Annotated in this window: 25 protein-coding genes and 1 tRNA gene; 13 read left to right on the top strand and 13 right to left on the bottom strand. The window is 44.9% G+C overall.

From position 1 onward, the window contains the following. Positions 1 to 6: 6 nt before the first annotated feature. Positions 7 to 312 (bottom strand): PTS sugar transporter subunit IIB, encoded by a 306-nt coding sequence (locus tag MTR11_RS17575; RefSeq protein WP_025767645.1) that lies wholly within the window; start codon positions 310 to 312, stop codon positions 7 to 9. Positions 313 to 559: 247 nt separating this feature from the next. Between MTR11_RS17575 and MTR11_RS17570 the strand changes: the two genes are divergently transcribed. Further along, positions 560 to 1,843 carry a carbohydrate-binding protein gene (locus MTR11_RS17570; RefSeq protein WP_046873617.1) on the top strand — a complete coding sequence of 428 codons (1,284 nt, stop codon included), beginning with the start codon at positions 560 to 562 and terminating at the stop codon, positions 1,841 to 1,843. Between the two features lie 199 nt (positions 1,844 to 2,042). On the opposite strand, the gene MTR11_RS17565 is transcribed toward MTR11_RS17570, so the two are convergent. Both MTR11_RS17565 and MTR11_RS17560 read right to left on the bottom strand, forming a co-directional pair. Next, positions 2,043 to 2,127, bottom strand: a tRNA-Leu gene (locus tag MTR11_RS17565). 190 nt (positions 2,128 to 2,317) lie between these two features. Beyond that, entirely contained in the window at positions 2,318 to 2,983 is a 666-nt protein-coding gene (locus tag MTR11_RS17560) for an SDR family NAD(P)-dependent oxidoreductase (RefSeq protein ID WP_104969819.1), read from the bottom strand. Between the two features lie 227 nt (positions 2,984 to 3,210). On the opposite strand from MTR11_RS17560, the gene MTR11_RS17555 reads away from it, so the two are divergent. Next, positions 3,211 to 4,479, top strand: coding sequence for a DUF2254 domain-containing protein (locus MTR11_RS17555; RefSeq protein ID WP_243328143.1), 1,269 nt, complete (start codon positions 3,211 to 3,213; stop codon positions 4,477 to 4,479). Positions 4,480 to 4,663: 184 nt separating this feature from the next. Further along, the gene (locus tag MTR11_RS17550; protein ID WP_005397453.1) at positions 4,664 to 5,143 is read left to right on the top strand and encodes an RDD family protein; all 480 of its coding nucleotides are present in this window, start codon (positions 4,664 to 4,666) and stop codon (positions 5,141 to 5,143) included. An 87-nt stretch (positions 5,144 to 5,230) separates the two neighbouring features. Here the strand turns inward: MTR11_RS17550 and lptG are convergent, their stop codons facing one another. Both lptG and lptF read right to left on the bottom strand, forming a co-directional pair. Continuing rightward, positions 5,231 to 6,301, bottom strand: a complete 1,071-nt coding sequence (gene lptG / locus MTR11_RS17545) for an LPS export ABC transporter permease LptG (protein ID WP_005397455.1) — start codon at positions 6,299 to 6,301, stop codon at positions 5,231 to 5,233. 3 nt (positions 6,302 to 6,304) lie between these two features. Beyond that, complete coding sequence (gene lptF, locus MTR11_RS17540; protein WP_006742363.1) at positions 6,305 to 7,405, bottom strand: LPS export ABC transporter permease LptF; 1,101 nt, start codon at positions 7,403 to 7,405, stop codon at positions 6,305 to 6,307. Between the two features lie 200 nt (positions 7,406 to 7,605). Here lptF and pepA point away from each other — a divergent pair, with 200 nt between their 5' ends. From pepA to MTR11_RS17515, 5 genes are all read left to right on the top strand, one after another. Then, a complete protein-coding gene (pepA, locus tag MTR11_RS17535; RefSeq protein WP_005397459.1) occupies positions 7,606 to 9,114 on the top strand; it encodes a leucyl aminopeptidase in 1,509 nt (502 codons plus the stop codon). Between the two features lie 115 nt (positions 9,115 to 9,229). Then, complete coding sequence (locus MTR11_RS17530; protein ID WP_046873623.1) at positions 9,230 to 9,679, top strand: DNA polymerase III subunit chi; 450 nt, start codon at positions 9,230 to 9,232, stop codon at positions 9,677 to 9,679. Between the two features lie 96 nt (positions 9,680 to 9,775). Next, on the top strand, positions 9,776 to 12,634 hold the full coding sequence (locus tag MTR11_RS17525; protein WP_046873613.1) for a valine--tRNA ligase: 2,859 nt from the start codon (positions 9,776 to 9,778) through the stop codon (positions 12,632 to 12,634). Positions 12,635 to 12,836: 202 nt separating this feature from the next. Beyond that, complete coding sequence (locus MTR11_RS17520; protein WP_005397464.1) at positions 12,837 to 13,241, top strand: DUF2061 domain-containing protein; 405 nt, start codon at positions 12,837 to 12,839, stop codon at positions 13,239 to 13,241. A gap of 115 nt (positions 13,242 to 13,356) precedes the next feature. Further along, a complete protein-coding gene (locus tag MTR11_RS17515; RefSeq protein WP_114323999.1) occupies positions 13,357 to 14,262 on the top strand; it encodes a bifunctional helix-turn-helix transcriptional regulator/GNAT family N-acetyltransferase in 906 nt (301 codons plus the stop codon). A gap of 19 nt (positions 14,263 to 14,281) precedes the next feature. On the opposite strand, the gene MTR11_RS17510 is transcribed toward MTR11_RS17515, so the two are convergent. Together MTR11_RS17510 and rraB are read right to left on the bottom strand one after the other, a co-directional pair. Then, positions 14,282 to 15,082 (bottom strand): glycosyl hydrolase 2 galactose-binding domain-containing protein, encoded by an 801-nt coding sequence (locus tag MTR11_RS17510; protein WP_104974782.1) that lies wholly within the window; start codon positions 15,080 to 15,082, stop codon positions 14,282 to 14,284. Positions 15,083 to 15,248: 166 nt separating this feature from the next. Beyond that, a complete protein-coding gene (gene rraB / locus MTR11_RS17505; RefSeq protein ID WP_005381081.1) occupies positions 15,249 to 15,662 on the bottom strand; it encodes a ribonuclease E inhibitor RraB in 414 nt (137 codons plus the stop codon). A 583-nt stretch (positions 15,663 to 16,245) separates the two neighbouring features. On the opposite strand from rraB, the gene arcA reads away from it, so the two are divergent. The 5 genes from arcA (at position 16,246) to MTR11_RS17480 (ending at position 20,835) form a co-directional block, all read left to right on the top strand. Further along, on the top strand, positions 16,246 to 17,466 hold the full coding sequence (gene arcA / locus MTR11_RS17500) for an arginine deiminase (RefSeq protein ID WP_006742359.1): 1,221 nt from the start codon (positions 16,246 to 16,248) through the stop codon (positions 17,464 to 17,466). Between the two features lie 157 nt (positions 17,467 to 17,623). Then, positions 17,624 to 18,628 (top strand): ornithine carbamoyltransferase, encoded by a 1,005-nt coding sequence (locus MTR11_RS17495; RefSeq protein ID WP_012841385.1) that lies wholly within the window; start codon positions 17,624 to 17,626, stop codon positions 18,626 to 18,628. A 282-nt stretch (positions 18,629 to 18,910) separates the two neighbouring features. Continuing rightward, positions 18,911 to 19,840, top strand: a complete 930-nt coding sequence (gene pyrB, locus MTR11_RS17490; RefSeq protein ID WP_005397473.1) for an aspartate carbamoyltransferase — start codon at positions 18,911 to 18,913, stop codon at positions 19,838 to 19,840. 15 nt (positions 19,841 to 19,855) lie between these two features. Next, on the top strand, positions 19,856 to 20,317 hold the full coding sequence (pyrI, locus tag MTR11_RS17485; protein WP_005381086.1) for an aspartate carbamoyltransferase regulatory subunit: 462 nt from the start codon (positions 19,856 to 19,858) through the stop codon (positions 20,315 to 20,317). Positions 20,318 to 20,445: 128 nt separating this feature from the next. Then, a complete protein-coding gene (locus tag MTR11_RS17480; protein WP_065646880.1) occupies positions 20,446 to 20,835 on the top strand; it encodes a RidA family protein in 390 nt (129 codons plus the stop codon). 85 nt (positions 20,836 to 20,920) lie between these two features. On the opposite strand, the gene MTR11_RS17475 is transcribed toward MTR11_RS17480, so the two are convergent. The 6 genes from MTR11_RS17475 to mlaD form a co-directional block, all read right to left on the bottom strand. After that, the gene (locus tag MTR11_RS17475; protein WP_005381088.1) at positions 20,921 to 21,646 is read right to left on the bottom strand and encodes a 1-acylglycerol-3-phosphate O-acyltransferase; all 726 of its coding nucleotides are present in this window, start codon (positions 21,644 to 21,646) and stop codon (positions 20,921 to 20,923) included. A 146-nt stretch (positions 21,647 to 21,792) separates the two neighbouring features. Continuing rightward, positions 21,793 to 23,058 (bottom strand): UDP-N-acetylglucosamine 1-carboxyvinyltransferase, encoded by a 1,266-nt coding sequence (gene murA / locus MTR11_RS17470; protein WP_046873610.1) that lies wholly within the window; start codon positions 23,056 to 23,058, stop codon positions 21,793 to 21,795. A 9-nt stretch (positions 23,059 to 23,067) separates the two neighbouring features. Continuing rightward, the gene (gene ibaG / locus MTR11_RS17465) at positions 23,068 to 23,322 is read right to left on the bottom strand and encodes a BolA family iron metabolism protein IbaG (protein WP_005396230.1); all 255 of its coding nucleotides are present in this window, start codon (positions 23,320 to 23,322) and stop codon (positions 23,068 to 23,070) included. Positions 23,323 to 23,325: 3 nt separating this feature from the next. Further along, positions 23,326 to 23,646, bottom strand: coding sequence for a lipid asymmetry maintenance protein MlaB (locus MTR11_RS17460; protein WP_005396231.1), 321 nt, complete (start codon positions 23,644 to 23,646; stop codon positions 23,326 to 23,328). Further along, positions 23,646 to 24,284, bottom strand: a complete 639-nt coding sequence (gene mlaC / locus MTR11_RS17455; protein ID WP_243328142.1) for a phospholipid-binding protein MlaC — start codon at positions 24,282 to 24,284, stop codon at positions 23,646 to 23,648. The genes MTR11_RS17460 and mlaC overlap by 1 nt, the downstream gene beginning before the upstream one ends. Positions 24,285 to 24,286: 2 nt before the next feature. Next, on the bottom strand, positions 24,287 to 24,775 hold the full coding sequence (gene mlaD, locus MTR11_RS17450) for an outer membrane lipid asymmetry maintenance protein MlaD (RefSeq protein WP_243328141.1): 489 nt from the start codon (positions 24,773 to 24,775) through the stop codon (positions 24,287 to 24,289).

Genomic DNA, 24,775 nt, shown 5'->3' with positions numbered 1-24,775 from the left:
TATGGTTTAGTTAATTAATTCTAATGCTTGCTCTAGTACTTCCTCTCCCTTCATCATTCCATAATGCTGAGGAGAAATCGCATCAATGTTTTTACCATGCTCTTGCGCCGTTTTTCTTAGCTCTTCTAGCTGAAAACGTACTTGAGGCCCGAGAAGACAAACATCGTACTCTTTAATTGCATCTTCAAATGCATTCACTGACATCGCATCAATTTTGCACTCAATTCCTTTATTTTCAGCAGCTTGCTCCATTTTTTTAACAAGCATACTGGTTGACATCCCTGCGCTACAGCATAAAAGGATCTTTTTCATAGCCTTACTCCCGTTGTGTAAATTTCAACCTGCAAAAACTGTAGCAAAAATAACCAAGACAAAAAAGCGCAACCGGTTGCATTATTCGTGAACACAATCCCAATTTAGAAAATACGACCTGTTTTTTAGTAATTATTTAGGTCTAGGATAAAAGTCAGGAAATAAATTAAGACACTACATTAGGTTTCAAATTATCAATATATTACTACTGACAACGTCGTTATTAATTTCTAAAAAGGAATAGAGAATGAAATTTAATAAATTGGCTATTGCAACGCTTGTAAGTGCCGCACTATCACAATACTCATTTGCTCAAACCGACTCTAAAGGCACCATTTATCTAACGTTTGATGATGGACCAATCAATGCTTCTATTGACGTTATTCAAGTACTTAACCAAGAAGATATCAAAGCGACGTTTTACTTTAATGCTTGGCACTTAGACGGAATTGGTGATGAGAATGAAGACCGTTCGCTAGAAGCCTTAAAGCTCGCATTAGACACTGGTCATATTGTCGCGAACCATAGTTACGATCATATGGTTCATAACTGCGTTGATGAGTTTGGACCTAATAGCGCAGCAGAATGTAATGCTACCGGCGACCACCAGCTTAACTCGTACCAAGATCCTGTTTACGATGCCTCAATGTTTACGGAAAACTTATCTGTGTTAGAGAAGTATTTGCCTAACATTACAAGCTACCCGAATTATAAGGCAACAGAGTTTGCTAGACTGCCCTACACCAACGGCTGGCGCGTGACTAAAGACTTCAAAGCAGATGGATTATGTGCAACGTCTGATGACTTTAAACCTTGGGAACCAGGCTACGTTTGTAATATCAACGACCCATCAAACAGTGTGAAAGCCTCAATTGCGGTACAAAACATTCTGGCTAATAAAGGCTATCAAACACATGGTTGGGATGTAGATTGGGCACCTGAAAACTGGGGGATAGCAATGCCAGCCAACAGTCTAACAGAGGCAGAACCTTTCCTAGGTTACGTAGATGCAGCATTGAACAACTGTGCTCCTACCACCATCAACCCGATCAACTCAAAAGCACAAGAGTTTCCATGTGGTACACCACTCCACGCAGACAAGGTCATTATTCTAACGCATGAGTTTTTGTTTGAAGATGGTAAGCGAGGAATGGGCGCAACCAAGAATTTACCTAAATTAGCGGAATTTATCCGACTAGCAAAACAAGCTGGCTATGTATTCGATACGATGGATAACTACACACCAAACTGGCAAGTTGGTCATAGCTACAACGCTGGCGACTACGTCCTACATTTAGGCACCGTTTACCAAGCAGTGACCAGCCATAACGCACAGCAGGACTGGGCACCTTCCCCAACCTCTAGCCTTTGGACCAATGCTGATCCGGCAACAAATTGGGAAGTGAATGTTTCATATAAAGAGGGAGATGTAGTGACGTACTCTGGCAAACGTTATCTCGTCAACGTCCCACACGTCTCTCAAGCCGATTGGACACCTGACTCACAGAACACCTTGTTCACAGCTCTATAAGCTGTTCCCTACTATTATCATGTAGTAGCTTGCGCGAGGTAATCCCTCGCGCTTTTTTATTTTTAGAAAAGTAAAAATGGAAAGCAGTAAAGAGTGGACTGACTGGGCCTGGCATTCCTGACGCCACGCTGGATTTGAATTCACAAACCCTAGATACAACAAAGCCCCGACTTACGTCGAGGCTTTATCATATGAATTATGGTACCGGTGGGCGGACTTGAACCGCCACGCCCGAAGGCAACGGATTTTGAATCCGTCGTGTATACCAATTTCACCACACCGGCATCTTTGGGCTATTGCCCTTTGATGATTGGCATTATACGGAAGCTTTTGACCTGCGCAAGCAGAAATACCTTAAATAACTATCGTTTGCTGATAATTTCGCCACAAAGTGTGACAAAGCTGTACTGATAAGAAACGTACGCTCCATTTCCTACTACTGATCCAGGTGAAAATGAGTATACGCAACTCTTTTTAAATTCTATTCACTGTAATATCAGAAACATAACCATTCCCAATGCTCGACAAAGCCGTATGGAGCATCTCGGCAGCATCTTCCGCTTGCATGAAGTGACTCGTGTCCATCGTGTTGCCGCTTGTCTTCCAGAATTCCGTATCCATACCACCAGGATAAACCGCGATAATTTTCATCGGCTTTCCTTTTAACTCCAAACGAACCGACTCGATTAATCCTTTGACAGCCCACTTCACAGCACAATACGTAGACTCTTGCGCTTTTGGTTGTTGAGCGGCTGTGGACATGATCATGACCACTTTTATCGGTTGATCTTTGTAACGCTTTACTAACTCTCTTAACACATGAATCGCAGAATTCAGGTTATTATCAATCAGTTTTTGAATCTCTTCCGGCTCCTGCTCTTCCAGTTCGCCAAAATAACCACTTCCTGCACTATGAATGACCATTTCAGGCGGCTGTTTCATCCCATCAAATAGGTGTTTCACATCTTGATGCAGTGAGAGGTTGCAAGCTTGATATCCGACGTTATGAGAGAGTTGTTTAGCTAATGCGGATAGTTTTTCTGTGTTTCTTCCTATGATATACGTCTCTTTGTCTTCCGCATCATAACGCTTTGCCAGCTCTGCCCCTAAACCGCTACTTGCACCTGTAATTACAATCATGGCTACCTCTTTTCTATCACATACTTTTAATGTATCTATCAATTAAGGTAACAGAATCTTGGTAATTCACACCTCAAGAACACCGTTCTTTGAAGCAAGCGGCTTTCTTACTCTCATGATGCATGAAATTCCAAGTAGAACGAGGAAGATTTAACCTATGCTTAAGCAAGAATAACTTTCTGAATTTTCTATCGACTTTCGAGTAAGAACTGAATAGGAGCATGCGAATGACTGGGTCAAAATGGCAATGGTTACTGAAGCAAATGACGCGCAAATTGTGGGTTCGCACATCACTTTATGCCTTACTTGCTGTCGCCACCGCCCTAATATCCATTGTTTTAAACCAGTTCATTACTCTGCCTCCTGCAATCAACGTCAGTAAGGATTTGCTTAACAACATATTAAATATCCTCGCGACTTCCATGCTTGCGGTGACCACATTCTCGCTCAATATAATGGTCTCAGCGTACAGTGCCGCTAGTGCAGGGGTAACGCCGCGAGCGACAAAACTGTTGATGGAAGACAGCACAACACAAAATGCTTTGGCGACCTTTCTTGGCTCTTTTCTATTTAGTTTGGTAGGCATTATCGCGCTAGGCATTGGCGCCTATCATCAACAAGCACAAATTTACCTATTCATCGTTACCATCGCCGTGATCGTGATGATCATACTCACCTTGCTACGTTGGATTCAGCACCTTTCCGTACTAGGGAGAGTCAGTGAAACTACCTCCTACGTGGAACAAGCTTTGTTAGATGCGATAAGAAAACGTGGTCGGGAACGCTGGCTAGGCGCTCACCCATGGAGCCATCCAGAACATAAACCCAGAGGAAGCAAGCCTATTTTCAGCCAAGAAATTGGCTACTTACAGCATGTTGATATGCATCATCTCGATAGTATTGCTGAAGCAAACCAATGCACCATCTATCTTGAACGACAACCAGGAAGTTTTGTGTATGTGAGTCAACCATTGGCTTGGGTTTGTGGAGCGTTGCCAGACGAAAACGAAATAACTGCGGCCTTCACGATTCGAACGGAGCGTTCCTATGATCAAGATCCTCGTTTTGGATTAGTCGTCATGGCGGAGATCGCCTCACGAGCTCTCTCCCCCGCCGTGAATGATAACGGTACCGCGATTGATGTTCTTGGGCGTTCTGTACGAGCGCTTTCATTATGGGGAGAGTTACTCAGCGAGCCGCCTACCAAAACTCGATACCCTAGGCTATTTGTGCCCGCATTGAGCTGCCAGGATTTGTTTGATGATGTCTTTTTGCCAATCGCGCACGATGGTGTAGCGCAACTCCAAATACAGATTCGCCTACAAAAAGCCTTGCTGGCTCTTTCTAGTATGCACCCCAAGTTGTTTTTATCACCTGCAACCAAGCTATCAGAAAAAGCTTTAGAGCTCTCCTTGAGCCAGCATTATACCGAAGATGAGAAACACCAACTCTCTCATCTGTCTAATCTAGTTACAGACCAAAAAGCTAATGGTTAGGCAAGTAAAATTCAGTTGAAATAGGTTACCGAAAGGCCTTGTACATCATGGTATATATTCATAACACACAGCAGAAAAGTCACTTCGTTTATGCATAATTAAAGACTCTGTGCGTTAGGTCTCTTTTCTCTTGGTGAGGGAATCTATATTCTGACGCACAATTTTTAAGGTAAGTGATGGAATAATGACAACGTCTACAACTCTTCCACCTGCTGGTCTCTTTCGTCGACTTGCAGCGTTGATTTACGACACATTGATTATTATCGCAATTGAAATGATGGCCGCAGGTATTGTTATGGCCGTTGTATTTGCACTAAATGCAGCAGGGCTGTTGAGCTACGGCGAGTACGCAGATGCCGCTGATATGCTCGGAAAGCACCCTGTATTAAGCCCTCTATTTACACTGTATCTTGCGGTTGTGTGGATATATTTCTTTGTCTTCTTCTGGACGCGAGCAGGGCAAACACTTGGGATGCGCGCTTGGAAACTTCGAGTTCGCAATGCCAAAGACGGTGCGCCGATTACAGTCACTCAAGCCCTGATCCGCATTGCAACATCAGGCTTTGGTTTGGCAAACCTGACTGTGCCGATTGATCCCAAGAAACGTGGTTTCCACGACATTTGGGCAAAAACAGAGGTTGTTGTGTTGCCTAAGGCAAACTAACTTATCCGGGAATACAAAAAAGGAAGGCATAATGCCTTCCTTTTACACTTTATCCGATGAAGCATGGTTTATTCGGTGATACTTCAGCTACAGCTTTCTTCTCAGCAGCGCAATCGCAATGGCTAAGAACACCAGACTCGGAGCCAATGCACCAAACACTGGGGATATGCCATATACCAAGCTTAATGGGCCAAAGAACTCACTGGATATATAAAAAGTAAACCCGGCAACCACACCCGATAATACCCTTGCCCCCATGGTCACACTTCTGAGTGGTCCGAAAACAAACGATAGCGCCATCAACATCATCACGGCAATTGAAAGCGGCTGTGTCAACTTACGCCAAAACGCCAATTCATAGCGAGACGCATCTTGCTCTGATGCTTTCAGATAGGTCACGTAATCATACAAACCGCTCAGTGATAACTCTTCAGGCTTTACCGTCACCACAGCTAGCTTATCTGGGGCCAATGACGTATGCCATTCCATCTGTTCGATGTCTTGCTTCGAAATCACGTTTTCATTTTTCATATCCGTGATTTGTACGTCGCGCATCAACCAGTTGTTATCTTGTTGATAGTCGACCTCTTCAGCAAAGATAACCTTTTGTAGATTCTTATCATCATCAAAACGCCACATATTTAAAGCATAAAGCTTGTCGTCTTCGACTTTACCTATAAAGATAAAGTCGTTTGCGTCACGAGCCCAAACTCCAGAACGAACTGAGACAATACTACCTCCAGATATCGCAAAGGATCGTAGATCACGAGCCATCTTTTGTGCTTCTGGAGCGCCCCATTGCCCTAACGTCATAACGATAAGCATAAGTGGCACCGCCGTTTTGAGAACGGATAACCCGATATCCAACTTTGAGAAACCAGCAGCTTGCATCACCACCAGCTCAGAGCTTGACGCCAACATACCCAAACCAATCAGGGCACCGAGTAATGCCGCCATTGGGAAGAACATTTCGATATCACGCGGCACACTGAGCAACACAAAGTACAACGCATGAGTGAGGTCATACACGCCTCGCCCTACTTTACGTAACTGTTCTACGTATTTGATGATGCCCGATAAGCCAACAAACGTCGCTAAAACCAAGGCAGTGGTAGAGATGATGGTTCTACCGATGTAAAGGTCTAAGATTTTGAACACAGCTTACGCGAGCCTCTTCTTACGGAATTTGTCTTTTATTCGTCGAGCAGCAACGCTGTCCATCATATTGGCCATGATTGCGACAATCAGTAACATCGCATTAATAGGCCACATGCCGATTGCCGCCGGAATGTCACCATCTTCTAATGCAGATTTTGTTGCACTAATCGCCAGGAAATACGCTAGATAAATAAGAATCGCGGGCCCCATTTTGGCAAATCGTCCCTGACGCGGATTCACCGCTGACAAAGGAATAACCAACATCGTTAAGAGTGGAATACACACAAATAACGAAATGCGCCATTGCAGCTCTGCTTGCGCTTCTGGGTCTGGGTGTCCAATCAAGTCAACCGTTGGGTACGCTTCCCAATCTCGCCCTTTCTTTTTGACCTCACGCTGGCCGATAACGCCTTCGTATTCATCGAATTTTGTGATCATATATTCAACGCGAGTAGGCACACCTTCATAACGCGTGCCTTCTTTCATGGTGATGACCTGACGGCCGTCCGACAGTTCTTTTACTTCACCAGAGGACGAGAACATCACACTCGGCAATACTGAATCTCTCGGGCGCATCTGCGCGACAAAAACGTTGCTCAATGTATTGTCTTTAATGTCATCAATGAACACAACCGATGAACCATCTGGCGTGCCTTGGAATTGCCCTTTCTTTAGCAAGTCAACGCTGTTTTCTGCTGCCACTTGCTCATAAAGTTGCTCTACACGGTCTTGAGACCACGGCGATAACCACAATGCATTGAAAGCCGCCACAGCAGAAGTAATCAGTGCTAAGTACAAGGCCGCTTGTACCAGGAATTTGTTACCAATACCTGTCGCGTTCATAACGACAATTTCGCTCTCTGCATACAGGCGACCAAACGTGATCAGTATGCCGATATACAGACTCAAAGGCAGCATTAACAACCCCATTGCTGGCATATTCAAACCAACAATCGAGAAAATCAATCCAGCAGGAATATCCCCATCAGAAGCATCAGCAAGAACACTTATGAATTTCTGGCTTACAAACACCAAAAAAAGTACGAAAAAAATCGCAAATTGGCTCTTGAGTGTTTCGCGGATCAAATATCTAACAATAATCACGCTGAAATTACCTATACAAAACTTGTTTTTTTGGTCGAATCACTATAGTTTCCCGTTGAACCATTTATTTTTTTAAAAATTATAAACTAGATGTTAGTCGCTTAATCAGCTCTGCATGTAAGCCTGGAGCTAAAATTCAACAAGTAAGCGATCATTATCTAACATTTAGAGCAATTTGTCTTCAGGATGTAGGAGTACGCATGGAGTTCAGTGTAAAAAGTGGCAGTCCAGAGAAACAACGTAGCGCATGTATCGTTGTTGGTGTGTTTGAACCACGTCGCCTTTCTCCAGTAGCCGAACAACTTGATAAAATCAGTGACGGTTACATCAGTTCACTACTTCGCCGTGGTGATCTAGAGGGTAAACCTGGTCAGATGCTGCTACTGCATCAAGTACCAGGTGTTTTGTCAGAGCGCGTTTTACTTGTCGGTTGCGGCAAAGAGCGTGAACTTGGCGAGCGCCAGTACAAGGAAATCATTCAAAAGACGATCAGCACACTTAACGAGACAGGCTCAATGGAAGCGGTATGTTTCCTAACTGAACTGCATGTTAAGGGTCGCGATACATACTGGAAAGTACGCCAGGCTGTAGAAGCGACTAAAGATGGTCTATACACATTTAATCAATTCAAGAGCGTTAAACCTGAAACTCGCCGCCCACTGCGCAAGCTTGTTTTCAACGTACCAACGCGTCGTGAATTAAACTTGGGTGAAAAAGCAATCACTCATGGTCTAGCTATCGCATCAGGTGTCAAAGCCTCAAAAGACCTTGGCAACATGCCGCCAAACGTAGCTAATCCAGCTTACCTTGCTTCTCAAGCTCGTCGTCTAGCGGACGATTACGAAACCGTAACCACCAAAATCATTGGTGAGCAAGAGATGGAAAAACTGGGTATGACCTCTTACCTAGCAGTAGGCCGTGGTTCTAAAAACGAATCTATGATGTCTATCATCGAGTACAAAGGTAACCCTGACTCAGATGCAAAACCGATTGTGCTAGTAGGTAAAGGTCTAACCTTCGATTCAGGCGGTATCTCTCTAAAACCGGGCGAAGGTATGGATGAGATGAAGTACGACATGTGTGGTGCGGCATCGGTATTCGGTACAATGAAAGCGCTAGCGAAGCTAAACCTACCAATTAACGTTATTGGTGTTCTAGCAGGCTGTGAAAACATGCCTGGCAGCAACGCGTACCGTCCAGGTGACATCCTAACGACAATGTCTGGTCAAACTGTAGAAGTTCTGAACACGGATGCGGAAGGTCGTCTTGTTCTTTGTGACGCACTGACTTATGTAGAGCGTTTCGAACCAGACTGTGTTGTTGACGTTGCAACGCTAACCGGCGCTTGTGTTATCGCACTAGGTCACCACATCAGTGGCGTTATCTCTAACCATAACCCACTGTCTCACGAACTAGTGAATGCTTCTGAGCAAGCAAGTGACCGTGCATGGCGTCTACCAATGGCAGATGAGTACCACGAGCAGTTGAAGAGCCCGTTTGCAGATATGGCAAACATTGGTGGCCGTCCTGCTGGTACTATCACTGCGGGTTGCTTCTTGTCTAAGTTCGCGAAGAAGTACAACTGGGCTCACGTCGATATCGCAGGTACTGCGTGGAAATCAGGCGCAGCGAAAGGCTCAACGGGCCGTCCTGTCTCAATGCTTGTCCAATTCCTTTTGAACCGCAGCGGCCAAGAGACAGAAGAGTAATTTCTGAACAACATCTAAAAGGGCCGCAAGGCCCTTTTTTATTATCCTAATTTTCTAAAATGAAAGTGGGACTTAAGATGGTCTTAGGAAGAGACCCAAGGCAAGTGAGAGAATGATGCAAACTGCAACCTTCTACATCATTAACGAAGAGAGCCCGCAAGCAACGGTGGCTGGCTTTGAAGAATACATTGTGTTTTTGGCGCAGCACTTTGCCCGCCAAGGCGCTAAAGTGTATTTAAACTGCCAAGACAAACCACACGCCGAGCAGCTCGCTGAAGCCTTTTGGCAAGTTGATGCAGACAAGTTCATGGCACATAACCTCGTAGGCGAGGGACCGAAATACGCCACCAATATTGAGATCGGCCATAACGGTGTAAAGCCGTCTTGGAATCGTCAATTGGTAATTAATTTGGCGGAAAATGAGACAACCTTTGCGAACAAGTTTGCTCAAGTGGTAGACTTCGTGCCCTGCGAAGAAAAAGCTAAACAACTCGCAAGAGAAAGATATAAAATTTACCGTCAAGCAGGTTACCAGCTGCAAACGATCGAAATTCAATATCCTTAACGGTCAATCCTTATAGTTAAGGCGATCTTGTTAAGATCCCTCACTTATAAAGATTGACTAAGATTCAACCATCAACGTATCCATTAAAAGAGCGCTATGGAAAAGACATACAACCCAACTTCAATCGAACAAGCTCTGTATCAGACTTGGGAAGAGAAAGGCTACTTTAAGCCACACGGTGACACTACTAAAGAATCATACAGCATCATGATCCCGCCACCGAACGTCACTGGTAGCCTACACATGGGCCACGCGTTCCAAGATACGATCATGGATACGCTTATCCGTTGTGAACGTATGAAGGGTAAAAACACCCTTTGGCAAGTAGGTACTGACCACGCTGGTATCGCAACTCAGATGGTTGTTGAGCGTAAGATCGCTGCAGAAGAAGGCAAAACAAAACACGATTACGGTCGTGAAGCTTTCATCGACAAAATCTGGGAATGGAAAGGCGAATCTGGTGGCACTATCACTAAACAGCTTCGTCGTCTTGGCGCATCAGTAGACTGGGACCGCGAGCGCTTTACGATGGACGATGGTCTATCTAACGCCGTTCAAGAAGTGTTCGTACGTCTATACGAAGACGATCTAATCTACCGCGGTAAGCGTCTAGTTAACTGGGATCCAAAGCTACACACAGCGATTTCAGATCTAGAAGTAGAGAACAAAGATACTAAAGGCCACATGTGGCACTTCCGCTACCCACTAGCAGATGGCGCTAAAACAGCGGATGGCAAAGACTACATCGTTGTTGCAACGACTCGTCCAGAGACCATGCTAGGCGATACGGGTGTTGCAGTTAACCCAGAAGATCCACGTTACAAAGATCTTATCGGTAAAGAAATCATCCTTCCTATCGTTGATCGTCGCATCCCAATCGTGGGCGATGAGCACGCAGATATGGAAAAAGGTACTGGCTGTGTGAAAATCACACCTGCGCACGACTTCAACGACTACGAAGTTGGTAAGCGCCACCAGCTACCAATGATCAACATTCTGACTTTCGACGCGAACATCCGCGACGCAGCAGAAGTATTCAACACTAACGGCGAAGCAAGCGACGCTTACAGCACTGAGCTACCAGCTAAATACCACGGTATGGAGCGTTTTGCCGCTCGTAAAGCTATCGTTGCTGAATTCGACGAGCTAGGTCTACTTGAAGAAGTAAAAGATCACGATCTACAAGTTCCTTACGGCGACCGTGGTGGCGTGGTTATCGAACCAATGCTAACTGACCAATGGTACGTACGTACTGCACCTCTAGCGAAAACAGCAGTTGAAGCAGTAGAAAACGGCGACATCCAATTCGTTCCTAAGCAATACGAAAACATGTACTTCTCTTGGATGCGTGACGTTCAAGACTGGTGTATCTCTCGTCAGCTATGGTGGGGTCACCGCATCCCAGCTTGGTACGACAACCAAGGTAATGTTTACGTAGGTCGCACTGAAGAAGAAGTTCGTAAGAACAACAACCTAGAATCAGTCATTGAACTGCACCAAGACGAAGACGTACTGGATACATGGTTCTCTTCTGCACTATGGACGTTCGGTACTCAAGGTTGGCCAGAGCAAACTGACGATCTGAAAGTATTCCACCCTTCAGACGTTCTAGTAACTGGTTTCGACATCATCTTCTTCTGGGTTGCGCGCATGATCATGATGACCATGCACTTCGTGAAAGACGAAAATGGCAAACCACAAGTGCCATTTAAGACAGTTTACGTTACCGGCCTAATCCGTGACGAAAACGGCGACAAGATGTCTAAGTCGAAAGGTAACGTACTTGACCCAATCGACATGATCGATGGTATCGACCTAGAGTCTCTAGTAGAGAAGCGTTGTGGCAACATGATGCAGCCTCAGCTAGCGAAGAAGATCGAGAAGAACACGCGTAAGACGTTTGAAAACGGTATCGAAGCATACGGTACAGACGCACTGCGTTTCACTCTTGCAGCAATGGCATCAACAGGTCGCGATATCAACTGGGATATGAAGCGTCTTGAAGGTTACCGTAACTTCTGTAACAAACTATGGAACGCAAGCCGTTACGTAATGATGAACACAGAAGAGCAAGATTGTGGTTTTGGTGAAGGTGAGATCGAGTACTCACTAGCAGACAAGTGGATCGAGTCTCAGTTTGAACTCGCAGCGAAAGCGTTCAACAACCATATCGACAACTTCCGTCTAGATATGGCTGCAAACACACTTTACGAATTCATCTGGAACCAATTCTGTGACTGGTACCTAGAGCTAACTAAACCCGTTCTATGGAAAGGTACTGAAGCGCAACAGCGTGGTACTCGCCGTACACTAATCACGGTACTTGAGAAGACGCTACGTCTGGCTCACCCAGTGATTCCTTACATCACAGAAACTATCTGGCAAAGCATCAAGCCACTAGTTGACGGTGTTGAGGGCGAGACAATCATGCTACAAACGCTGCCTCAATTCGACGAAGCGAACTTCCACCAAGAAGCGCTAGACGACATCGAATGGGTGAAAGCGTTCATCACTAGCATCCGCAACCTACGTGCAGAGTACGACATCAACCCTGGCAAGCCTCTAGACGTTATGTTGAAAGCAGCGAATGAGAAAGACGCCTCTCGTCTAGAAGCAAGCAAACAAGTATTGATGTCTCTAGCGAAGCTAGAAGCAGTACGCGTGCTTGAAGCCGGCGAAGAGACCCCTGCGTGTGCAACGGCACTGGTTGGCAAGTCTGAGCTGATGATCCCAATGGCGGGTTTGATCGACAAAGATGCAGAGCTTGCTCGTCTAGATGGCGAAATCAAGAAGACGCACGGCGAAATCAAGCGTATCGAAGGCAAACTGGGCAACGAAGGCTTTGTAGCGAAAGCACCTGAAGCGGTTGTTGCTAAAGAGCGTGAGAAGCTTGAAGGCTACAAAGAGACACTAGCTAAGCTAGAAGAGCAGAAGACAACGATCGCTGCACTTTAAGCCTCAGTAAAAGAGAAGAACTAACACTTCTCACTTTGAATCCAAAGGTTGGCCATCATGGTCAACCTTTTTTGTATATCTTTCACCAAAAACCATCATCAATAGCTTTCCCCTATCGCAACAATACTCATCATTCATTAGCATTAATGAGAATTATTATCGATAATAAACTCATCGAAACAAACACGATTGAGTAATTATCATGAAAAAGACACTAACTTTCGCAGCACTGCATTTTACTATCGCATTTAGTGTCGCTTACGTACTCACAGGAGACATTTTAATTGGTAGTTTAATTGCCATGATTGAGCCTTCAGTGAACACCGTAGCCTTCTACTTTCATGAAAAGGCATGGGCAAAAGTCCCAGCACTTAAAGCTCGTCAGTGGATGACCAAATTAAAAACCGCAAGCTTTGCGACCGTGCACTTCAGCGTCGCTTTTACCGTGGTTTACTTACTAACAGGTGATGCATTTGTCGGCGGCGTAATGGCGATGCTAGAGCCGAGTTTGAATACGGTGGCTTACTACTTCCACGAGAAAGTATGGATGCGTAAATCATCAGCAAAAACTCCAGCACCGCAGTTTTGTTTACATCACCACGCTTAAACATGGAGGCTCACTACGTCTCCTAACGAGCCAAATGACATTTATCATTGACAAAGTTGCGTACCGCAATTAATTTAATTGCGGTGCGCAACTTTATTTTTAGAGGTAAGTGATAATGAACGCTCGTCAACTCCGACACTACTCCCGTCAAGCCGTCCGATTGCTTGGTATGCTCGATAAACAATGCGGCGATGTCGCTCTTACCCCGGTACAAGCGCACGCATTAGGTGAAATCCAATTGCAACCATTGACCATCAACCAACTGGCGCAGCAGCTTAGTGTCGACAAGTCCAATGCAAGCCGCACCATTACTGGTTTGATTAAATTAGGTTTGGTTGAGAGCATCGAAAACCCGAAAGATAAACGAAGCCAACTCGTAGTGCTCACAATTCAAGGACAGCAGGCGTTATCGCAACTAGACCAACAGCAAAACAGCTTTTTTGAGCAGTTGCTTACACAACTTGATGACTGTGAGCAAGAACAACTCAAACTTGGTCTAGAGACTTACCTAAAAGGGCTAACAAAAGTGTGTCAGGCAGAGGAATACACCCTTCGACCTCTTACCAAAGCAGACAATCCGCAAGTGGCAGACGTAATTCGTAAAGTCTCCGCAGAATACGGCTTAACCGCAGACAGAGGTTATGGTGTGGCCGATCCAACGCTTGATGATATGTATTCGGTTTACAATCAATGCGGCGCCGCCTATTGGGTCATTGAACATCGCGGAGAGATCGTTGGTGGCGGTGGCTTTGCCCCTTTAGCTGGTGAGCCAAATGTGTGTGAGCTGCAAAAGATGTACTTCTTACCTCAAACACGAGGACACGGTTTAGCCAAACGCATCGTCGCATTGAGCTTACAACTGGCGAAACAGTTTGGGTATCAGCAGTGCTATTTAGAAACGACCGAATGTCTAAGAGAGGCGGTAGGCTTGTATGAAAAGCTAGGCTTTGAGCATCTTGATGCCCCGCTTGGGCAAACAGGGCATGATGCATGTGAAGTCGTAATGCTTAAGGTACTGTAATAAAAAATATTATCAGACGTTAAAGCACAACATGGGTAACGCAAAGCTCCTGGCTCAATGCAACAGTGAAGTTTTGGCGTTGCCCATCCAATTCAACAGACAACTGATAGAGATCATTTGGATCAGGGTCATTAAGATCAGCATACTTTGGCGCTTCAATCTGAAAGAGTGCGCTGGCGTGATCTGCACGAACGTCAATTGGGATATGGTAAGTCATGCCATTAAACTTTACCGCTGCTGACACTAGCCCTGGTGCAAATGTCTGGTAATACAAATCGACCTTAAATTCACACCCGCCACCATGGTGCCAAATCTGCTCGGTTGCCACGCGCTCTAAACGCACGTTGCGAATAAACTGCAAGTACGGTTCTTGCCACACGCCCAGTCGCTCATCACTTTTCTTATATTGATGTTCAGAAAGCGGGCACAGCTCTGGCTTATCCTCATCGAATAAAAGATCTTCTTCTTCCTCTAGGAACAATATCTCAAAGCGATTACGCCCCATTTGCATGTATGGGCGAATGTCTTTCTTATACACACTTTGCGAGCCATCACAATCAAACACAGCCACGCCGTTCAAACGTACCTCCGCATGGTAATCAACACCACCCATTACCATTTCCACTGCAGGAAATGCCATCATCGCCTCATCCACTTCAATATCGTGCATCAAGTGCCATTCTTGTTGACGAATCGCTTCTTCCGTCAATTCATCAGGCAGGACCAGACTTAAAGGGGCGGGAAAAGTGATGTCATCCTGTGGAATCGAGAGGTCCGTCAGTGGAGAGACTTGCCATAAACCGGCGAGTGAGAGTTGCATATACACCTTGCGCTAGATCAATTTTCACGCATTATAGGGAGAAATCCCCTATAAACTCAATGTGAATTATTTATCACCTCCACATTCATCTGTTGTTGGATGCCATTTTCAAGGTATAAAAAAACCAGCGTTAAACGCTGGTTTTTCTAAAAGAGGTGAGCTTTGATTACTCGTCGTCTTCATCTTCTTCAGGGTAAAGCGCATCTTCGCCTTCGTAGTACGTACCCCAACCGTCGTAGATGATGTCGTATTTTTCTGCCAAGTGAATCAGTTTTTCAACTTGCGCATCAATGGCTTCTGCGTCTAATGCTGATTCCATGGTTGCGTCACAGCAAAGCAACTTGTTGCCATCTTCATCTTCAGTTTCTTCCGCTTCAAGCACTTCAAAGCCCATCTTGAATGCTTCAACTACCGCTTTTTCTAGCGTGTCAAAATCTTCTGCAAACAGGTGGTGCTCGATTTCGTATAGCGAATCTGGATCGCTGCCATCTTCTAGCAATGCTGCAATGATATCGCGAGTCTCTTCCTTTTGAATCTCAATTAATTCTTCTACTGATAGATATTCATCTTCGTGAGACATGTTTTGGCTCCAGATTAGTTACTTGATAGAAACACTATACCCGATACTGAGTATGCTGATCCGGTGAAATATGGCATGGATTGCGATGAAAAGCCACAAACAAACATCATACCACCGCGATTCTTATCGGTTATTTGAATATAAATATTAAACCGACCACGCAAAGAAACAAAAAATTAACAAAAAATGGCATTTTTTAATATTCAGAACATCCTAACTGACACTTAATGCGGTTATTTTCTCTTTCTGTGCGTGTTTATGGCGCTTTCTTGAATACACTCACGTGTAAAACGAAGAAGCATAACGAATAAATTCACTTTAATAATGCATAATTGAGAATAAAAATGCACGTTTTATGCACTATGCATGTATTCTTTCTCAACGGGGAAATTAGAATAAAAACGCACGCTCTCCACATTTCACAAAATAGAACTTAAACCTAAACCAAGACTTCATAAGAAAAATACCCAAAACTAAAATCTAAAAAACAATAAAAACTCAGAATATAGACAAAGTGTAGTGATTTGCATCTTTCTAGGAAGCTTGTCATAACTAACGGCTGGAAAATTTGTAAGGATACAAAATGAGCAAGCTGTACGTTGGATCAGAAGTTGGTCAACTTCGACGAGTTCTATTAAATCGCCCAGAGCGCGCCCTAACCCACTTAACTCCATCAAACTGTCATGAGTTACTGTTTGATGATGTTCTTGCTGTAGAAGCGGCCGGTGAAGAGCACGATGCGTTCGCACGCACGCTACGCGATCAAGATGTAGAAGTGCTTCTCCTCCACGATTTACTGGTCGAAACCCTCGCCGTTCCAGAAGCAAAACAGTGGCTGCTAGATACTCAGATTTCTGACTTTCGTTACGGGCCAACCTTTGCGCGAGACCTACGCCAATATTTTTCAGAAATGGATGATGAACACCTTGCCAGCATCTTTTTAGGTGGCTTAGCTTACTCAGAGCTGCCGATCACCTCATCTTCTATGCTGCCAAAAATGAAGCGTCCGCTGGATTTTGTTATTGAGCCACTACCTAACCACCTATTTACGCGTGATACCTCATGCTGGGTTTATGGTGGTGTATCGCTCAACCCAATGATGATGCCTGCACGCCAACGTGAAACAAACCACTTACGTGCGATTTATCGTTGGCACCCAATTTTTGCTGGCCAAGACTTTATCAAATACTTCGGTGATGATGATCTGCATTATGATAATGCGAATGTCGAAGGCGGTGATGTGTTGGTTATTGGTAAAGGTGCAGTTCTGATCGGTATGTCTGAGCGCACGACCGCGCAAGGTGTAGAAAACCTTGCAGCGAGCCTGTTTAAGGCAGGACAAGCAACCGAAGTGATTGCGATTGATCTGCCTAAACACCGTTCATGCATGCATTTAGACACCGTTATGACCCATATGGATGTGGACACGTTCTCTGTTTACCCAGAGATCATGCGCAAAGATCTCGACACATGGCGCTTAACACCAAAAGGCAATGGTGAAATGCATGTTGAAGCATCTCATAACTACCTACATGCGATTGAATCTGCTCTTGGCTTAGATCAGCTGAAAATCATCACCACGGGTGGTGACAGTTATGAAGCTGAGCGCGAACAATGGAATGACGCCAATAACGTTCTTACCGTAAAACCGGGCGTTGTGATTGGTTACGAACGCAATGTATACACCAACGAAAAATACGACAAAGCTGGTATCAAAGTACTGACAGTCCCAGGTAACGAGCTTGGCCGTGGCCGTGGTGGCGCCCGCTGCATGAGTTGTCCGATAGAACGAGACGATATATAACCAATTCGTCCTTTTACATTAAATGAATAAAAACTAAGGTTGATGTGAATGCATCAACCTTTTTTAGTTTCACATAAAAATAATTATTCACAAATAAAGCATTTATATGTTTTAATGCTTTTATTCTTTATCAACCAAACGACCTAAGGGACGAGCTATGGCTTTCAATTTACGTAACCGCAACTTTTTGAAGCTATTGGATTTCTCAACCAAAGAAATCCAGTTCTTGCTCGAACTGTCTGCAGAGCTAAAAAAAGCAAAATATGCAGGAACAGAGCAGAAGACACTTCAAGGTAAAAACATTGCACTCATCTTTGAGAAATCTTCGACTCGTACCCGATGTGCGTTTGAAGTCGCAGCTTTTGATCAAGGCGCTCAAGTCTCTTACATCGGCCCTTCTGGTTCTCAGATTGGCCATAAAGAATCAATGAAAGACACCGCACGCGTCTTAGGTCGCATGTATGACGGCATCGAATATCGCGGCTTTGGCCAATCCATTGTTGAAGAGCTTGGCACTTATGCTGGTGTTCCAGTGTGGAATGGTTTGACTGATGAGTTCCACCCAACCCAAATCCTTGCCGATTTCCTTACCATGCAAGAGCACGGACGCGGTAAGCAGCTGCATGAAATGACCTTCGCTTACCTAGGCGATGCACGCAACAATATGGGCAACTCGCTCATGGTGGGTGCCGCTAAAATGGGCATGGATATTCGCCTTGTCGCGCCAAAAGCGTTCTGGCCTGAAGAAGATTTGGTGGCAACTTGCCAAACTATCGCGCAGCAAACTGGTGCAAAAATCACATTAACTGAAAGCGTGGAGGAAGGCGTGAAGGGTTGTGACTTCCTTTACACCGATGTTTGGGTATCTATGGGTGAATCCGCTGAGGCATGGGATGAACGTGTAGCGTTAATGACACCATATCAAATCAATATGGACGTGATTAAGCAAACGGGTAATCCACATGTGAAATTCATGCACTGCCTTCCTGCTTTCCACAATGATGAAACCACCGTCGGCAAAGAAGTAGCTGAAAAATACGGAATGAAAGGCCTTGAAGTAACAGAAGAGGTATTTGAATCGGAATACTCCATCGTATTCGACGAAGCTGAAAACCGTATGCACACCATCAAAGCCGTGATGGTTGCGACGCTAGGAAGCTAAACCAGCGCGCAAAAACAGCTGCCAAAAACCATGATGTAATCGCTTGCGCTCACGAAAGTTAAGCGTATAATGCTCGGCAATTTGTCTGAGGATTAAGAAATGACCAAGCTAATTGCCAACATGAAAACGCGATTTGCTCTCGCTAAGCGACTACGCTTACGTGGTGTTATTTTCGTTAATTCTATTGAATTTTAAAACCTCCCCATTTGGGGAGGTTTTTTTATGTCCAAAATTCCTTTCGGCAATTTGGATATAGTCATCAATGTTATAGGGAAGAAGATCATGGCGAACTCGCTTTACCAGAAGCACATCATCTCTATTCCAGAGCTTTCACGTGAAGAGCTGGAACTTATCGTAGAAACAGCAGGCAGCCTTAAAAAAGCACCTCGACCAGAACTGATTAAAAACAAAGTCGTTGCCAGTTGTTTCTTTGAACCATCAACACGTACACGTTTATCGTTTGAAACAGCGATTCAACGCATTGGTGGTGACGTGATTGGCTTTGATAATGATGGTAATACCTCTCTGGCGAAAAAAGGCGAAACACTCGCAGATTCAGTACAGGTCATCTCTTCTTACGTCGATGCCTTTGTAATGCGCCATCCACAAGAAGGCGCCGCTCGCTTGGCCTCTGAATTCTCAAATGGCGTGCCAGTGATCAACGCTGGTGACGGTGCAAACCAACACCCAACTCAAACGCTACTCGACCTATACACCATCGCAGAAACACAAGGGCGTCTAGACAACCTGAACGTCGCATTCGTAGGTGACCTAAAATATGGCCGCACAGTGCACTCACTGACTCAAGCCTTAGCGAAGTTTAATAACATCCGCTTCTTCTTTGTTGCACCAGAAGCATTGGCAATGCCAGATTACATCTGCGAAGAGCTAGACGAAGCTGGCATTCAATATAGCCTGCACACGGACATGGAGAGTGTGATTCCTGAGCTGGATATTCTGTACATGACACGCGTACAGAAAGAACGTTTTGACGAATCGGAATACGCACATATTAAGTCGGCTTACATCCTAACGGCGGCACTACTAGAAGGGGCGCGCGAGAACCTAAAAGTACTCCACCCCCTCCCTCGCGTGGATGAAATCACAACCGATGTAGATAAAACGCCTCATGCTTACTTCTTCCAGCAAGCTCAAAATGGCGTATACGCTCGCCAAGCACTGTTGGCGCTTGTTCTAAACGAAACACTGTAATCGAGGAGAAAACCCATGGCTAAAGAAACTCAATTGCAGGTAGAAGCAATCAAAAATGGCACGGTCATCGACCACATCCCTGCGCAAATCGGCATCAAAGTACTAAGACTGTTCGATATGCACAATTCATCACAGCGCGTTACTATTGGTCTGAACTTGCCATCATCAGCACTCGGTCATAAAGATCTACTCAAAATCGAAAATGTGTTTATTAATGAAGAGCAAGCGAGCAAGTTGGCGCTGTATGCTCCGCACGCGACCGTGAACCAAATCGAAAACTATGAAGTGGTGAAAAAGCTCGCGTTAGAGCTTCCAGAGCGCATCAATGATGTCTTCGAATGCCCAAATTCAAACTGCATTTCTCACAATGAACCAGTAGAAAGCAGCTTTAGCGTATTCGAAAAGAAACAAGAAATCCGCCTAAAGTGTAAGTACTGCGAGAAAGTGTTCTCACGTGAGATCGTAACCGAACGATAAACACACCGTACGACTAGGCGTGATACGTTTAAAATACCCCGCAATGCCGGGGTATTTTACTCTTTACCTACCACGGGTTTAGAGGCAAACTGAGAATCTTTATTCCCTACAACTGATGGAAAAATCAAATGACGAAAGTACTTCACACTGAATCTGCACCAGCAGCAATCGGTCCTTACGTTCAAGGCGTAGATCTAGGTAACATGGTTCTTACTTCAGGCCAAATCCCAGTAAACCCAGCGACAGGTGAAGTGTCTGCTGATATCACAGAGCAAGCTCGTCAGTCTCTAGAAAACGTAAAGGCTGTAGTTGAATCTTCAGGTCTTAAAGTATCTGATATTGTAAAGCTAACGGTTTTTGTTAAAGACCTAAACGACTTTGGCACAGTGAACGAAGTTTACGGCAAGTTCTTTGATGAGCACGGCGTAGCAAACTACCCTGCACGTTCTTGTGTAGAAGTCGCTCGCCTACCAAAAGATGTTGGTATCGAGATTGAAGCGATCGCAGTTCGCAAATAATTGCACTTGCTGACAAACATAAAAAAACGGGTAGCTCAGGCTACCCGTTTTTTATTGTCTTTTCGTGATGATATCGCAGTAAAACTTAAGCAGCGTTGCGCTGTTTGACTTCTTCATCTAACGATTCAAGCTTCTCTTTCATCTGTTCACGACAGATATTCGCTAGCTCGCGAATGCCCTCTTTACCATAGCCTTCTGTACTGATTGGAGGTAGCATTTCAACAATCACATGACCATTGTTCCAACGGTTCAGCTTAATTTTATTCGTCGAGCTACATACGATAGGAATGATTGGCACACCTGCACCAATTGCCGCATGAAAAGCACCTGTTTTGAATGGCAGCAAACCACGCCCACGAGAACGCGTGCCTTCTGGGAACATCCACACCGAAACATCACTTTCTTTCATGCTGCTCACGACCTGATCGATAGTACCTTTTGCTTTCGAGCGATTCGCTCGGTCAATCAGAATGTTACCCGTAAGCCAGTAAAGCTGACCAAACAGTGGCATCCAAGCCAAGCTCTTTTTACCTACTGTCACAACTTTCGGAGTCACAGCCGCAGAAACAGTAAACATGTCCCAATTGTTCTGGTGGTTAGCAATGTAAACATGTTGGCCGCGTGAATACGCATCTTCAGGGATACGCAACTCTAACTTAATCCCAAACACACGAGACATCTTGGCAAACAAGCGGCCAAAAGTGAAAACGTGCTTAGGGTTTCGGGGGCTTAACAGGCAGTAACCACAACCACCAATAAACATAACAATCGCAAAGATAGCGACAGCAAATACACGTAACAGTGCAATCATTCTTGTTCTCCAGGAACCGGCTTTTGCCAGATACAGCTATTAATTTCTCTCTTTCCATAAAGGATAACTATGGTCATGAGAGTGATATAAAAAAGCCGAAACTCAGGTTTCGGCTCTCTTGATATCCAAGTTACCTGCGGTGCAGTTTAACTTGCCTCGCTCACTCGCTCAATATTTGCGCCAAGTGCAGCCAGTTTATTTTCGATTTTGTCGTAACCGCGGTCGATATGGTAAATACGGTCAACGATGGTTTCGCCTTTAGCAATACAGCCCGCAATTACCAAACTAGCCGAAGCTCGTAGGTCGGTTGCCATGACTTGCGCACCACTTAATGACTCAACATCACCACAGATAACGGTGTTGCCTTCAATCTCGGCTTTCGCGCCCATACGCATGAGTTCTGGTACGTGCATAAAGCGGTTTTCAAAGATAGTCTCAGTGATCACGCCGCCGCCTTTCGCCATCATGTTTAGTAGCGTAAATTGCGCTTGCATATCGGTCGGGAAGCCTGGATGCGGCGCTGTACGTACACTCACTGCTTTCAGCTCGCGATCGGTCATATCTACTGAAATCCAATCTTCACCCGTTTCGACAAGCGCGCCAGCTTCTTCTAGCTTGGCTAAAACCGCTTCAAGCAAATGAGCGTTAGTGTTACGACATACTACTTTACCGCCAGATACCGCAGCAGCGACAAGGAATGTTCCCGTCTCAATACGGTCGGCAACCACGTTGTGTTTACAACCACCTAGGCGCTCAACACCTTCAATTGTGATCGTATCTGTGCCTGCACCAGAAATTTTTGCACCAAGCTTATTTAGGAAATCCGCTGTATCTACAATTTCAGGTTCACGCGCCGCGTTGTCTAGCGTTGTAGTGCCTTCAGCAAGTGCTGCAGCACACATGATGGTGATCGTCGCGCCTACGCTGACTTTATCCATCACGATGTGCGCACCTTTTAGACGACCATCAACCTCAGCTTTAACGTAACCATCTTCAAGCGTAATCGTTGCGCCAAGCTGCTCTAGGCCAGAAATATGCAGATCAACAGGACGAGCACCGATAGCACAACCGCCAGGTAGAGAAACCTGACCTTGACCAAATCGCGCAACGAGCGGGCCCAAAGCCCAAATAGAAGCACGCATGGTTTTCACCAAATCATACGGTGCGCAGTATTCAGTAATGCTACTAGGATCGACGTGAACAGAACCATTACGGCTTACTTTCGCGCCTAAACGCTTAAGCAGTTCCATGGTTGTATCGATATCACGAAGGTGTGGCACGTTTGCCACTTCTACAGGCTCTTCCGCCAAGATAGACGCAAATAAAATCGGCAGTGCTGCGTTTTTTGCACCGGAAATGGTCACTTCACCAACGAGTGGTTTATCTGACCCAATAACTCGAAACTTTTCCATCAATAAACCTTAAAGCGACATCAGTTTCTTATCACGAGCCCACTCTTCTGGTGTGAACGCTTTAATTGATAATGCGTGAATGTCGTTACGCTGGATGTATTCCATCAGAGGACCATAAATTAACTGCTGCTTCTTAACGCGGCTCATTCCATCGAAACAAGCATCAACAGCAACCACCTCATAGTGGCTACCTTCACCTTTTACATGCACTTCTTGAAGGTTTAGTGCTTCTTCTAATAACTGTTGTACTTTTGCGCTATCCACAATTTACCCCTGATAATTCTGTATGTGTTTGGCCACTAAAGATTCAACATTGCTCAGTTGAAACAAAGTGCGCAGTTGCGCCGGCACGAAACTGAGCATTATATGACAGTTTTGCTTTTTTGCATGCTCTAATAAGTGGATTAACATCACCATTCCTGCAGAGTCGACGCGCTCTATCTCTTTTAACGAGCATTCCAGCTCAGCTTGAGCTGGTTGCCATTGCTGAGCATACGCCCACAATGAGGGTACTGTATCTCTATCAAGTGCCCCTGTTAGCTTAAGAATGTTTTGATCTAATTGCCACTGAGCGGGAGTCTGGGCCATTATTTCTTCGCCTCAAAGCGAATCGGTTCCGCAGCTAATTTCTCTAGATCTTTCGCGACAGATAGAATGCCTTCTTGACGAATTTTGCTATTCCATTCTGACTGTTTACTAGAGAGTAAACTGATGCCTTCCGCAATCATATCGAACGCTTCCCACTCACCAGATTTGTTGTCTTTACGCAATTTGAACTCTAGCTTGATGTTTGGACGCGGCGTATCGATGATATCAACTTTAATACTGGTGATACGCTTAGAGTCATCAACGCTAGGCTCAGGACCAAATTCAATTTGTTGGTCACTGTATTGCGTTAGCACTTGGGCATAAGAAGCAATTAAGTACGCGCGAAATGCATCGATAAACTCAAGTACGTCTTCACGTTTCGCTCCTTTTAGGTTTGGACCTAGGAGCTTTAACCCAGCATAGCGGTAGTTGACGTAAGGCATTAGCTCTTCTTCAACAATCACCTTGAGTAAATCTGGGTCTTGTTTGATTCTCGGCTGCTCAGCTTTTAATCTTTCGAACGTGACTTCAGCCACTTGCTTCATCATCTTATAAGGTTCAGTTTTATCCACTTCTGCTGCACTTGTACCAAACGCGCTAAACACAGCACAAACTGAAAGTAATAATCTCGCTAACATAGTTATTCCTTACTTGAATCGTCTGAACCACCTACGCTGTAAAGCACTTGACCAATTAAGTCTTCAAGCACGAGCGCTGATTTGGTGTCTTCGATGGTATCGCCATCGACCAGCATGACTTCATCGTCAAAAACAAAGCCTGGTACTAAACCAATGTATTGCTCACCAATCAAGCCAGACGTCAAAATTTGTACGCTCGACGTTTCTGGGAATTGATTGTATTTGCTATTGATCGATAGAGTTACAACAGGTAATAAGTTATCTGGGTTAAGTGAAATGTTGCTTACCCGACCAATCACAACCCCACCCACTTTTACTGGCGAGCGAACTTTTAAACTACCAATATTATCGAACTCAGCTTTGAGGGTATAAGTATCACCAGAGCCAATGTTTTTTACGTCAGCAACTTGAAAAATCATCACAAGAATCGCGCAAATTCCCGCTAATACAAAGCTGCCAACCCATAATTCAGTTTTACGTGTTTGTTGCAT

The organism is Vibrio sp. CCB-PB317 (assembly GCF_022808245.1).
In the GTDB taxonomy this organism is placed as follows: domain Bacteria; phylum Pseudomonadota; class Gammaproteobacteria; order Enterobacterales; family Vibrionaceae; genus Vibrio; species Vibrio diabolicus.
This window is presented reverse-complemented; position numbering and strand designations above follow the sequence as displayed.

Bases quoted from the DNA above. Each gene is read 5' to 3' on its own strand.
- MTR11_RS17575 (WP_025767645.1), bottom strand. From the start codon at position 312: ATGAAAAAGATCCTTTTATGCTGTAGCGCAGGGATGTCAACCAGTATG.
- MTR11_RS17570 (WP_046873617.1), top strand. From the start codon at position 560: ATGAAATTTAATAAATTGGCTATTGCAACGCTTGTAAGTGCCGCACTA.
- MTR11_RS17560 (WP_104969819.1), bottom strand. From the start codon at position 2,983: ATGATTGTAATTACAGGTGCAAGTAGCGGTTTAGGGGCAGAGCTGGCA.
- MTR11_RS17555 (WP_243328143.1), top strand. From the start codon at position 3,211: ATGACTGGGTCAAAATGGCAATGGTTACTGAAGCAAATGACGCGCAAA.
- MTR11_RS17550 (WP_005397453.1), top strand. From the start codon at position 4,664: ATGACAACGTCTACAACTCTTCCACCTGCTGGTCTCTTTCGTCGACTT.
- pepA (WP_005397459.1), top strand. From the start codon at position 7,606: ATGGAGTTCAGTGTAAAAAGTGGCAGTCCAGAGAAACAACGTAGCGCA.
- MTR11_RS17530 (WP_046873623.1), top strand. From the start codon at position 9,230: ATGCAAACTGCAACCTTCTACATCATTAACGAAGAGAGCCCGCAAGCA.
- MTR11_RS17525 (WP_046873613.1), top strand. From the start codon at position 9,776: ATGGAAAAGACATACAACCCAACTTCAATCGAACAAGCTCTGTATCAG.
- MTR11_RS17520 (WP_005397464.1), top strand. From the start codon at position 12,837: ATGAAAAAGACACTAACTTTCGCAGCACTGCATTTTACTATCGCATTT.
- MTR11_RS17515 (WP_114323999.1), top strand. From the start codon at position 13,357: ATGAACGCTCGTCAACTCCGACACTACTCCCGTCAAGCCGTCCGATTG.
- MTR11_RS17510 (WP_104974782.1), bottom strand. From the start codon at position 15,082: ATGCAACTCTCACTCGCCGGTTTATGGCAAGTCTCTCCACTGACGGAC.
- rraB (WP_005381081.1), bottom strand. From the start codon at position 15,662: ATGTCTCACGAAGATGAATATCTATCAGTAGAAGAATTAATTGAGATT.
- arcA (WP_006742359.1), top strand. From the start codon at position 16,246: ATGAGCAAGCTGTACGTTGGATCAGAAGTTGGTCAACTTCGACGAGTT.
- MTR11_RS17495 (WP_012841385.1), top strand. From the start codon at position 17,624: ATGGCTTTCAATTTACGTAACCGCAACTTTTTGAAGCTATTGGATTTC.
- pyrB (WP_005397473.1), top strand. From the start codon at position 18,911: ATGGCGAACTCGCTTTACCAGAAGCACATCATCTCTATTCCAGAGCTT.
- pyrI (WP_005381086.1), top strand. From the start codon at position 19,856: ATGGCTAAAGAAACTCAATTGCAGGTAGAAGCAATCAAAAATGGCACG.
- MTR11_RS17480 (WP_065646880.1), top strand. From the start codon at position 20,446: ATGACGAAAGTACTTCACACTGAATCTGCACCAGCAGCAATCGGTCCT.
- MTR11_RS17475 (WP_005381088.1), bottom strand. From the start codon at position 21,646: ATGATTGCACTGTTACGTGTATTTGCTGTCGCTATCTTTGCGATTGTT.
- murA (WP_046873610.1), bottom strand. From the start codon at position 23,058: ATGGAAAAGTTTCGAGTTATTGGGTCAGATAAACCACTCGTTGGTGAA.
- MTR11_RS17460 (WP_005396231.1), bottom strand. From the start codon at position 23,646: ATGGCCCAGACTCCCGCTCAGTGGCAATTAGATCAAAACATTCTTAAG.
- mlaC (WP_243328142.1), bottom strand. From the start codon at position 24,284: ATGTTAGCGAGATTATTACTTTCAGTTTGTGCTGTGTTTAGCGCGTTT.
- mlaD (WP_243328141.1), bottom strand. From the start codon at position 24,775: ATGCAACAAACACGTAAAACTGAATTATGGGTTGGCAGCTTTGTATTA.